The organism is Ralstonia sp. 25mfcol4.1, assembly GCF_900104095.1.
Classification (GTDB): Bacteria; Pseudomonadota; Gammaproteobacteria; order Burkholderiales; family Burkholderiaceae; genus Cupriavidus.
On sequence record NZ_FNJO01000007.1, the window covers coordinates 330,131 to 341,602 of the forward strand.

Annotated in this window: 7 protein-coding genes and 1 pseudogene; 4 read left to right on the forward strand and 4 right to left on the reverse strand. The window is 60.4% G+C overall.

The genetic code is table 11. The features are described 5' to 3' along the window. Nucleotides 1-100 precede the first annotated feature (100 nt). Genes BLQ58_RS15285 through BLQ58_RS15295 form a run of 3 tightly spaced genes read right to left on the reverse strand, consistent with a single transcriptional unit; the run spans nt 101 to nt 3,162 of the window. A complete protein-coding gene (locus BLQ58_RS15285; protein ID WP_092599451.1) occupies nt 101-1,138 on the reverse strand; it encodes a cytochrome d ubiquinol oxidase subunit II in 1,038 nt (345 codons plus the stop codon). Continuing rightward, on the reverse strand, nt 1,135-2,508 hold the full coding sequence (locus BLQ58_RS15290) for a cytochrome ubiquinol oxidase subunit I (protein ID WP_092599454.1): 1,374 nt from the start codon (nt 2,506-2,508) through the stop codon (nt 1,135-1,137). The genes BLQ58_RS15285 and BLQ58_RS15290 overlap by 4 nt, the downstream gene beginning before the upstream one ends. Nucleotides 2,509-2,511: 3 nt before the next feature. Beyond that, nucleotides 2,512-3,162: a GbsR/MarR family transcriptional regulator gene (locus BLQ58_RS15295; protein ID WP_092599457.1), complete on the reverse strand. Its 651-nt coding sequence runs from the start codon at nt 3,160-3,162 to the stop codon at nt 2,512-2,514. 605 nt (nt 3,163-3,767) lie between these two features. Here BLQ58_RS15295 and BLQ58_RS15300 point away from each other — a divergent pair. The 3 genes from BLQ58_RS15300 (at nt 3,768) to BLQ58_RS15310 (ending at nt 8,079) form a co-directional block, all read left to right on the forward strand. Continuing rightward, a complete protein-coding gene (locus BLQ58_RS15300; RefSeq protein WP_092599460.1) occupies nt 3,768-4,190 on the forward strand; it encodes a hypothetical protein in 423 nt (140 codons plus the stop codon). A 771-nt stretch (nt 4,191-4,961) separates the two neighbouring features. Then, the gene (locus BLQ58_RS15305; RefSeq protein WP_092599463.1) at nt 4,962-6,665 is read left to right on the forward strand and encodes an ATP-dependent nuclease; all 1,704 of its coding nucleotides are present in this window, start codon (nt 4,962-4,964) and stop codon (nt 6,663-6,665) included. Beyond that, a complete protein-coding gene (locus BLQ58_RS15310) occupies nt 6,658-8,079 on the forward strand; it encodes a UvrD-helicase domain-containing protein (RefSeq protein ID WP_092599466.1) in 1,422 nt (473 codons plus the stop codon). The genes BLQ58_RS15305 and BLQ58_RS15310 overlap by 8 nt, the downstream gene beginning before the upstream one ends. Before the next feature lie 38 nt (nt 8,080-8,117). Here BLQ58_RS15310 and BLQ58_RS15315 read toward each other — a convergent pair whose 3' ends face one another. Next, nucleotides 8,118-11,042: a DEAD/DEAH box helicase gene (locus BLQ58_RS15315; protein ID WP_092599470.1), complete on the reverse strand. Its 2,925-nt coding sequence runs from the start codon at nt 11,040-11,042 to the stop codon at nt 8,118-8,120. Between the two features lie 217 nt (nt 11,043-11,259). On the opposite strand from BLQ58_RS15315, the pseudogene BLQ58_RS15320 reads away from it, so the two are divergent. Then, nucleotides 11,260-11,472: pseudogene (locus BLQ58_RS15320) on the forward strand (IS5/IS1182 family transposase); the annotation flags it as partial.

The window sequence follows — 11,472 nt, forward strand, 5'->3', positions numbered from 1 at the left end:
GCGAGGCGGACAAGGTGCGGAACGAAAAAAGCGGGTGTTGTCTGGCTGCCGCCAGCATACACCCGCCGTGCCGCCAGGGCCGATGGCGGCGCGACGGCCGTCAGTCGTAGCGCAGGTCGGTGGCCTTGCCCCAGAACACGCGGTACGCGTAGGCGGTATAGCCCAGGATCGTCGGCAGCACCACCGCGGCGCCCAGCAGGATCACCATCAGCGATTCCGGCGCGCTGGCCGCCTGCCAGATGTCGATGCGATCGACCACGAGGTACGGGAAGAGGCTGTAGGCGAGGCCGTTGAATGCCAGCAGGAAGATCACCGCCGTGCCGGCGAAGGGCAGCCAGCACCAGCGGTCGTTGCCGATGGCGTGCAGGTTGCGCATGCGGCGCAGGAATCGCTCGATGACCACGAACAGGCCCATCGTCAGCAATGGGATCGGCGCCAGCATGATGATGTTCGGCAGCGCAAACCACTTGTCGAAGATGCGCGTGCTGACCATCGGCGTGACCACCGAGATCGCCGCCACGCCGGCAGCGGTGAGCCACAGGCTGCGCCGGGCCCAATAGATGGCACGCAACTGCAGGCTCCCCGTGGTCTTCATGATCAGCCACGTGGCGCCCAGCAGGCAGTAGCCGGCCACCAGACATAGCCCCACGGCCACGGCGAACAGCAGGTTGGGCAGGTCGTAGCGGAACCCGGTGATATAGAGGCCCAGCATCAGCCCCTGCGAGAAGCTGGCCAGCAGCGAGCCCGCATAGAACGCGAAGTTCCACCACGGCTTGTGCGGATCGCGCGCCTTGACGCGGAAATCGAACGCCACGCCGCGGATGATCAGTCCCGCCAGCATCAACGCCACGGGCAGGTACAGGTTGGTCAGGATGACACCGTGCGCCAGCGGGAACGCCGTCAGCAGCAGCCCCACGCCTAGCACGAGCCAGGTTTCGTTGGCATCCCAGAACGGGCCGATCGACGCGATCATGGTGTCCTTGTCGGCATCGTCCGCGCGGCGCAGCAGCACGCCCACGCCAAGGTCGTAGCCGTCGAGGATCACGTAGATCAGCATCGACAGGCCCATCAGCGCCAGGAACACCAGCGGCAGCCATCCGGCCGGCTGGGTCAGGTCGTGAATCGTGGCCGGGTTCATTGCGCGCTCCTGGGTTGGCCGATGACGGGTTGCGGCGTGTCCGCGGCGGGGCCGGATGCGCCGGACTTGCCCGCCTTGCGGGCCAGGTGGAAGACGACAGAGATGTAGGCCACGATCAGCGCCAGATACAGCGACAGGTACATGGCCAGGGTGCTGCCGATCATGGCGGCGGGCACCTTCGAGGCGGCCTGGGCGGTGGTCAGCACGCCATAGACCAGATAAGGCTGCCGGCCGATCTCGGTGACATACCAGCCCGCCACCAGCGCGATCCAGCCGGAAAACGTCATCGCCACCAGCACGCGTGCCAGCCACGGCGAAGGTGCACCCTGCCGGCGGATCTGCCAGGTGCCCAGCCACGAGACGGCCAGCATCAGCAGGCCTACGCCAACCATGATGCGGAAGGCGAAGAACAGCGGTGCCACGGGCGGATGCCGATCGGCAAAGGCGTCGATGCCCTTGATCTCGCCATCGACCTTGTGGGTCAGGTAGATCGATGCCAGTTTCGGAATCGCGATCTCGAAATCATTCGACTGCGTGGTGGCGTTGGGCAGGCCGAACAGCACGGCGGGCGCGCCCTTTTCGGTCTTCCAGATGCCTTCCATGGCCGCGATCTTGGCCGGCTGGTGATGCAGCGTGTTCAGGCCGTGCAGGTCGCCGGCCACGATCTGCAGCGGAATCAGCAATGCCGCCAGCGTCACGCCGGTGCGCAGCGAATGCATGACTTCGCGGCTGCGGTCGTGGCGCAGCCAGCGATAGGCCGAGATACCTGCCAGCAGGAAGGCCACGGTCAGGCCCGACGCCAGCAGCATGTGCACGAGCCGGTAGGGGAACGACGGGTTGAAGATGACTTGGAACCAGCTGGTGACATGCGCGCGGCCATCGATCATCTCGAATCCGGCCGGGGTTTGCATCCACGAGTTCAGCGCCAGGATCCAGAACGCCGACAGCGTGGTGCCGCCGGCCACCAGCAGCGTGGCGATGGTGTGCATGCGATTGCCGACGCGCCGCATGCCGAACAGCATGATGCCGAGGAAGGTGGCTTCCAGGAAGAACGCGGTCAGTACCTCATAGGCCAGCAACGGGCCGGCGATGTTGCCGACGGTTTCCATGTAGCCGGGCCAGTTGGTGCCGAACTGGAAGCTCATGGTGATGCCGCTGACCACGCCCAGCGCGAACGTCAGCGCGAAGATCTTGACCCAGACGCGATAGGCGTCCATCCAGCTTTCATCGCTGGTCTTGTTGTAGCGCAGCTTGAAGAACAGCAGCACCCACGCCAGCGAGATGCTGATGGTGGGAAACAGGATGTGGAACGTGATATTCGCGGCGAACTGGATGCGCGCCAGTATCACCGGATCGACACTTGCAAACACGGGTTACTCCTTGGGGGGGCGGGCAGACTTTGCGGGGGTCTTGCTGCCGGCGGACTTCGCCGGGGCCTTGTCGGCCCTGGCAGTCTTGTCTTTCGCGGCGCCGCCCATGCCGATGGCAGAGGTCAGCCGGTCCTTGACGTCCAGCAGCTTGGTGACGCGCGAGCCCAGGCGCATCAGCTTTTCGAGGGTGGCGACGTCGAGCTTCTGCATGTCGCCAAACCACGTGGTGACCAGCAGGATCAGCCCGTACATCTCCTTCATGCGGGCCTGGGCGTGCCGGTCTTCGTCGGACAGCGGCGTTTCCAGCTGGACTTCGCGCAGCATCGACAGCGTGGGATCGATCTCGCGCCGGCGACGCTCCTCGGCCAGCGTGCGGAAGATCGCCCAGACATCGTCGGGCGCGGAAAAATACTCGCGGCGGTCGCCGGGCTGGTGCGACAGCTTCACCAGGTTCCAGGATTCCAGTTCCTTCAGCCCGATGCTGACGTTGGAGCGCGAAAACCCGAGTGATTCGGCGATCTCGTCCGCGTTCAGCGGACGCGCGGCGGTAAAAAGAAGGGCGTAGATCTGACCAACCGTACGGTTGATGCCCCAGCGGCTACCCATTTCACCGAAGTGGAGGACAAATCGCTGGACAAGGGGCGAGAGTTGCATTGTCTGTTTTGAATTTTCAGAAATTTGTGAAAGTTTAGAACAAAACTTAAAAACGTGCGCGGGGTGCGGGGTGGGAAGGGGTGTGGCGGGGTGTCGCAGTGTCGGTGTCACGTCTCACAGTTGTTGAGTTCTGTCTCACAGTTAGTGGGTTAAATTCTCAAAGTTAATGGGTACGTCAATGGCACGCAAACGGCCGTAGGACGCCATTTCGCGGTTGGAGGCACACCGCGAAGATGGTGAATTTGCGTCGGTTTTCGACTGCGACTCGCGTTGCGTCCCATAGTTAGTGGGTACACGAATGCTGGAAGGATTGGGTAGACAGTCTCACACGAGCACCGAGCGGCGCTCGTGTGTAGTGGGTGGGTCGTGCAACTGGTGCGTCGCCCCCAACGTCTGCAGGCAGGCCTTTGTGTCGGCCCATCAAAGTCCCGGGTTGCGGATTCTCAGAGCTGCTCGTCGCGTGCTAGGGTATTAGGAAGGCGTGTAGGTAAGCGGGCCGCAACGGTAGTGGGAGACGTCGCCGCAGGCCCAGATTTGGACGCAGAGTCCGCCCGCTGTGGCGTGGTGCAAAAAATGGTCGATCCGAACTAGGAAAAGAGGAAGGCATGCAGAGCGATGCTGTGATCGTGCTACCCCCGGAGCCTACACCGCATGGGCTAACGGCTAGTGCCTCCGCGCGGTCCCTTCAAGAGCATTTTCTTGCGTTTTTGAACGCAAACAACCCGAACGGGTTCGAAGTCGACGCCGTCGCACACATTTCTGGCAGTACGGTGGGAGATCTCATGCTGCTAGTCGCACTGAATGGCTCAATAGCGATCGTTGACTTCAAGCTGGAAGCGAAGAAGTTGAAAAAATTGTCGGCCGGCACGTTGCGACATGGGCACTGCCTGGAACTGTTGTCGCGGTTGTTCGGGTACAAAAATTGGCATGATGCGAATCAGAACGTGAAAGCCGGGCGACTAATGAACAGGCGCACCGACAGAGGTCGCATCAGTATGAAGATGTTCGATGTCGCCGGTCAAAATTAACGAATCGATAGGAAAGCATCCACGGGCCACTTGACTTGGCCGGCAGACGCGAGCGGCTCTAGTCTCTGCCTCGCGCGCTCGTAGGCCGTCCAACAGATCATCCTCTCTCGTTTCGAGAAGGTTCTTGACGAGCCAGCGTGGTATGAGGTGGCCGGTGTCGAAAGTATCGCGGGCATCGCGAGATCCCTTGACAGAATGGGCGACTATCTCGCTTTCTATGGAAAAGGATCCGTCGTAGCACACGGGCAGAGCTATCGCGACCATGTCATGTTGGGGAAGGGCGGAAAATAGGGCGATAAAGCCGATCCGCGCCCCACGCGAAACCGCTGAAGTCGTTCGGGCCGCAGTCGCCGTGGCGTTCTCCTGCTACGAAGACGTCATTGTGAGATATGTGCCCGGCGATATCGGAGCCTATCGAGCCATGTACACACGCGATGGCGAGAGACAAATCCTGCGATGAACGGACTTCAGGTGCATAAGCCAAGGCCCTGACGGCGAAAGGTCTCAGATTTATGGGGTCTAGCTGAGCGAGACGACCGCTGTGTGGCGTGCGCGCAAGAAGGTTTCCCCAAGACGGGGGCACTTGGCATGGCGGCCCGATGGCAGGAGGATGCCTCTTAAAAAAGTTCGCAGGTTCTGGAGGTGAGTGCGGGATACTGATTGGTCGCTCTTGCGCAGAATTGCTCGCGCATTCCGGCGCAGCAGGCTCACGGGCTGGCATGTCTGCATACATATGCGATCATGATGCACTTAGACAGCCTCCCGTAAGCCATGACTCGCCTGCGCAGAATTGAGATACGCCATTTCCGTAGCATCGCCCAGTTCGTTTGGTGTCCGGGGCCTGGACTAAACGCGTTGATCGGTTCTGGCGACGCCGGCAAGTCCAGCGTGCTCGATGCGATCGATCTCTGCTTGGGCGCCCGGCGTAACGTCGTCTTTGGCGATGACGACTTCTTCGGCATGAACGTCGATCAGCCCATCGTGATCGAGATCACCGTGGGGGAGCTTGATGACGCGCTCAAGAATCTTGAGGCCTATGGCCTGTACCTGAGGGGCTTCCGAGCAGAGGATGGAGCCGTGGTGGACGAGCCAGAGGTGCGCTGCGAGACCGTGCTGACTGTTCGACTTACAGTGCAGAGCGATTTGGAGCCGCAATGGCAACTGGTTTCCGACCGCGCAGCCGCGCAGGGGCAAACGCGGCATCTGGCTTGGGCCGACCGGCTGCGGATTGCACCGGGTAAGCTGGGTGCAAGGGGCGACGAGAACCTGAGCTGGCGCCGTGGCTCGGTGCTGAATCGACTCTCCGACGAGCGGGCGGATGCGTCGGCAGCCTTGGTGCGTGCCGGGCGTGAGGCGAGGTTGCGCTTTGGTGACGACGCTCAGGCCCAATTAGGGCAGGCGCTGAAGCAAGTATTGGAAACAGCCAATCAGCTCGGGGTGCCGGTTGGAGATCAGGTAAAGGCCCTGCTCGATGCCCACGCCATCTCTGTGTCCGGCGGCGCCATCGCGCTTCACAACGCTGGGGGCGTTCCGCTCAGGTCCCTCGGATTGGGTTCGGCTCGACTATTGGTGGCAGGATTGCAGCGGGCTGCCGCGGCAGATACTTCCGTCTTGTTGGTCGACGAGATTGAGACCGGTCTGGAGCCTCACCGGATCTACCGCTTACTTGTCACTCTGGGCGCAAAGGAACAGGCGCCGCCGCTGCAGGTGTTCCTGACTACTCACTCGCCGGTGGTGGTGCGAGAGCTATCAGGCACGCAACTCTACGTGCTGCGCCAGCATAACGGCGTACATCTAGCGCACTGCTGTGGCAACGAAGACGACGTGCAAGGCACGATGCGCCGGTACCCGGAAGCTCTGCTTGGCAAGAGTATCCTGGTGTGCGAAGGCGCGAGCGAGGTTGGACTGATTCGGGGTATGGACCAAGCGAGCAATCAGCCCTCCATCTCAACGTTCGGCGTGGTGCTCGTCGACGGGTCTGGATCGTCTGCCGTGCAGCGAGCGCTCGCATTCCAAAAACTCGGCTACCGGGTTGCGCTCCTGCGGGACAGTGATGTACCTCCCAAGCTCGAAGAGGAGGGCTTCAAAGCGGCTGGGGGAGCGGTATTCGCTTGGCGAGCTCCCAATGCCTTAGAGGACGAACTGTTTCAAGCCCTTGACGGCATGGCCGTCGCTAAACTTTGGGACTTGATCAAGGAGCAAAGCGACCTGGACGTGCTGGACGGCCAATTGCGCACGGCAAGCGGCAACGTCCTTAACGTAGCGGCTGTCGATGCAGCAATGCTCCAGCGGCCGGGGCCTGATCTGCGGCGTATTCTCGGTAAGGCCGCGCGGTCCAAACACAACGCTTGGTTCAAGTCGGTGACCGACATGGAGAGAATCGCGCGCGAGATAGTGGCGCACGGCTTTGAACAGTCGGACCTGCAATTCAAGACGGAGATTAATCGCATCTTCGGATGGTGCTGGAATGGCTAGCTACGACATCGACTTGCTTCAGCTAGCTGGCGCACGAGTTGAGGCACCGGCGGGGTGCGGCAAGACGCAACTCCTGACGGACGCGCTTGCTCGCCACGGACTGGGAAAGCCGATCCTGCTACTGACCCATACCAATGCGGGCGTCGCCGCCTTGCGCAAGCGACTCGAGCTAGCTGGCGTAGATCCCAAACGGTACCGTCTCGGAACTGTCGACGGTTGGGCGATGAAGCTCGTCGCTACGTTTCCGATGCGGGCAGGCCTCGATCCCGCCATCCTTGCCGCGCAGCGCCCTGACTATCGGGCAATCCGTGAGTCCGCTGCGCGCCTGCTGGCGGCAGGGCATGTATGCGACATGCTTGCTGCGAGCTATGCGCGGCTTTGGGTCGATGAATATCAGGATTGCTCGGTCCTTCAACACGCTATCATCCTAGGCGCTGCCGCATGTGTGCCTACCTGTGTGGTCGGCGACCCGTTGCAGGCAATTTTCGGCTTTGGTGGCGATCCGTTAGCGTCCTGGCAGGGCGATGTGTGTCAACATTTCCCGATCGGCCATACGCTGGATCGGCCCTGGCGTTGGATCAACGCGGGCGCTGAAGAGCTCGGACAGTGGTTGCTACACGCGAGGCTTCTCCTGCTCAATGGGCAGCCGATTGATTTAGCGACTGGGCCCCCCTCTGTGCAATGGGTTCAGCTTGATGGTTCAGCCAATGATCACGGCCGGCTGCTCGCAGCAGCTGGGACCGCTCCGCCCCACCGGGATGGCACTGTTTTGGTCATTGGCCACAGTACCAGCCCCCAGAGCCAGCAGCGCATGGCCAGCCTCGTGCCCGGCGCCGTCACGATTGAAGCGGTAGACCTCCGGGATTTGGTCGACTTCGCAACAGGCTTACAGCTGCAAGCTCCCGACGCGATCAGGCGTATCGTTGAATTTTGCGGCAGGATGATGACGGGGGTTGGGGCGGCAGCACTCTTAGAGCGACTTGAGGTCTTGCGTCGAGGCAAGAGCAGGCGCGAGCCGAGTGAGGTTGAAACGGCGGCTACGATGTTTGAAGTGCAGCGCTCGCTACCAGCCGTGAGGCGGCTTATCGAAGCGCTGCGCGACCAGCCAGGCTCACGGGTTTTCCGACCGGTTGTGCTGCGCGCGTGCCTGGAAGCGTTGCGCACAGCTACGACTGGCGGCGTTCCGACGCTGCAGGAAGCTGCGATTCGGATTCGCGAGCAGGGCCGCATGCAGGCTAGGACCCTTCCACGGCGGGCGGTGGGAAGCACACTGTTGATTAAGGGCCTGGAGGCCCATGTCGCTGTCGTTCTTGATGCCGACGCGTTGAACGTGCCGAATCTTTATGTGGCACTGACACGTGGATCAGCGCGACTGGTTGTGTGTTCAGCCAGATCACAGATCGCACCTCGCTGAACGCGCAACGCAATAGGGAGATATGCGTCGTCAAGTGTTTAGCTAACCAGCCAACGAAGTTCGACCCCCTGTGCCGTAAGACTGTCGTTAGCCGCGGCCATAACTGCGCGAACGTTCTCTGCCAATCCGGTTGCCAGCAGACCTGGCTGCACCGCATGCACGGAAAGGCTGATGGCGATAGGGTCGTAGGCCCGAACCAGGTCTATCGCCGCGTCTCTCGTCCCGACAAGAAACGGGGAATGGCCCCTGTTTGGGCGCGCTTGTGTACGACGCTCGATGTGACGAAGCAACTCGTCCTTACGCTGGAACCTGGCGGACTTCACTGACTGCCCTGCAAGCTCATAGACGTCGTCAACACGTTCGCCTGATACTGGGCCGCCGGCGCCTTTGCAATGATAGAGCGATATGGCCAAGCGATTTCCTGGGATCACCTTTCCAACGATAAAGTCGGCGGCCTCGCCTGATCGATGGTCATAGATGATGAAGTCGGCGGCCATGACGCCGATAAGATGATCTTGAAGAAATCTCTGTACGGTCATCCGATCGGGATCGGTAGTATCAAACTCGACATTGATCTGGCAGCCGGTCCAGTCGTGTGGGACCAAGCTCTCCGGGCGGATCGCCGTGCGAGCCAGTCTCCGCTGCAGTGTGCCGTAAACGAAGGAATCCATCTCCTTCGTAAAAAATACTAACCCGTGCTCGTCAAGCCATTCCTCGATGGAGACGTTTCCCTCGGAGGTCGACACTCGTATGGGCGGATTTTCATCCAACAAGCCGTAATTCGGCCTTCGATGCAGACGATACTGCACGCGCTGCGAACGGACATCGTCTCCAATTCGAAAAGTTAGCGCCGATCCGTCCCCGTTGACAGTGACATTGGTGATCTGAAGGTCGAGTAGGCTGGTCACCACGCGGTCCGCACCCTCGCCAATCAGGACCTGAGGATTGTCGCGGTATGCAACCTTCGGCCAATCTGTCATGCATGTCGAAGCGGGTATGCGTTCAAGCGTCTCACCAAAAGGAAGCAGATCAAGTCCCGAGCGGCCAATATTGACTTGATTCGCTGTCATACGGCCGTGAAGCGCCGTCATCCAGTCCAGGATTTCCGGGATCGACAGTTTTCCGTTTGACCAGATGCGTCCCCCGGCGCTAGCACCAATAACTTCGGACTCGCCGTTGACTTGGCCTCGACCCATGAAGTGGCCTTGCGAAAAATTCGCCGCGTCAGTGTCGCGTACTCCGCGGTCGGCATTGCTTCCTGCCACGATGCGGTACGACTCCGTGGTGGCCGTCGGGGAAGTGCTTCGAATGCCAACGCTATAGAACTCTTGATCCGTCATGCCATTGAGCACCTTGCGGATCTGGTCATACGCGAGGGGGGAAGCATTTCCCCCGAAGAAGAACTCCACCAACTCCGCATAGTAGCGTTCGGATCGCTCTGTAGCGGTAATGAACAGCAGCCGTGAAGCAGGGAAGAATTTGATGAGGAAACACGCATGAGCGGCGTCCACGAGGTGTTCTTCCCGATACCACGCCGGTGACTTAACCGACTTTGCAAGAAGCAGGTACGTCGAGTGATCGTCGCTCAGCCAGCCGTTGGTGACTTGCAGCGATTTGAGCGTTTCAGGCGGCTCCGAAAAGTCGGGTGCGTCGCCCGTTCGGTACACCGCAATATGCTGCGATAATCGGAACGCGCCGGGATTGACTGCTTCGTAGTCGGCGTGGGGATGCCCGGTCTGCGCAAACGACTGGAGGGTTTCTCGTTGCTGTAAAGCCAACTGCTGGCGCGCCTCCACAACATCCGCCAACAGAACGTCCCAGTCAACACCATCGCGATAGAGCTCTGAGCTTTCAGCGTCGACTTCCCGAGGCACGGCAAGAAACGTCGCCGTGCCCGTCTGCTCATCATTAGTGCGTGCGAAGCGTCCAATAAACTGCAGTGTTGGCACGAGCGACTTGTGCGCACTGTGCAGGACAGCAATCTTGAACTTCGGGAAATCATAGCCTTCCCCGAACATGTCCACGCAGACGACGCCGTCCAATTCCCCAGCGACAAGTCTACGTTCGATATCCTCGATTTGCTGCTTCGATCTGCGGCTGGAAACAGCTTCAACGCGTAAGCCAGCGTCGGCATATCGCTGTGCCACACGCTCCGCGTCGGCGATTCGCTCCGTGCGGGCTAGCAAACGGTGCTGAAGACCAGCAGCCGCGTCTCGCCGAAATATTTCAACAGCCTTTGCAACGAGCGCCGCGTCACGCGTGTCCGGCAATGCGTCTTCATCGACTATGACTGGATTGAATGTCACCTTTCCAAATGCATTTTCCGCGACTGCCTGACGCAAGGAGTAGTAGAAAATCAGGCGTCCTGGCAATTGCCGGCGATCTCTGCGAAAAGGTGTCGCAGACAAGAGAACGTGGCGGGCGTTGGGCGTTGCTCGAATGAAGGCTGCCCACGTTCGAGCGGGCGAGTGATGTCCTTCGTCCACGAGGACGAGATCGAACATGTCCACTGGAGGGGGTTCGACCCCTTCGATGTCGGGGCTGGCCGAGTGAGGCGTGCATACGGCAACGTCGCAATCACCGAGAGCTTGCCATTGTTGCTGCGACGTCATGCGCTCTTCGATCACTGCAACACGGGGTGCCGGCAGCGCATCCTCGCCCGGCAGTGCCGATAGTCGTCGAAGAGTGTCGAGTGTTCGAAAGGCGCGAGCCGCCTGTGCTCGAAGCGTGCTGGTCGGCGTGACGACCAACACTCGGCGTGCCTGAGCAAGAAAGCAGGCGGCGGTGAGGACGGCCGTTTTTCCGTAGCCCGTTGGCAATGAAATGAGCGCTGGGTCGTGGCGTTCGATGATGTGTGCAGCCAGCGCGTACAAAGCACCTACTTGGCCCCTTCGCAACCCAGTGTTAGGGGCATGACCTTCACGTAAGGTCAAATGTTTTGCGTTCTCAGCAAAATATGGCAACCCAAGCCTCCCTGACGTTTCTGCGTGATCTTTTCTTTACTTATTGTTATCAGGAACTTATGCGGAGTTTTCTCTGGAGGCAACCCATCCGAAGAGCGGTCTGCACTATGGCTTTATTGCCTAGCAGGCTGCTGAAATACCTCGAGCCATAGTCGGCGCGCGGACATGTTCAAACGTTGATCTGAGAACTCGACACGATCCACTTTCCCAACATCGCATGCGCGGCGCCGACACCTTCACCGAAAGCTTGTTCACAATGCGGCGGCTGGACGATTTCGTACCGAAGTCTCATCCACTGCGTTCGATCCGGACGATGGCCAATCTGGCACTGGCGAAGATGGATCGGCTGTTCGCCGAGATGTATGAGGCCGACATCAAAGGCGGTCGCCCGAGCATCGCACCGGAGAAGCTGTTGCGGGCGATGCTGTTG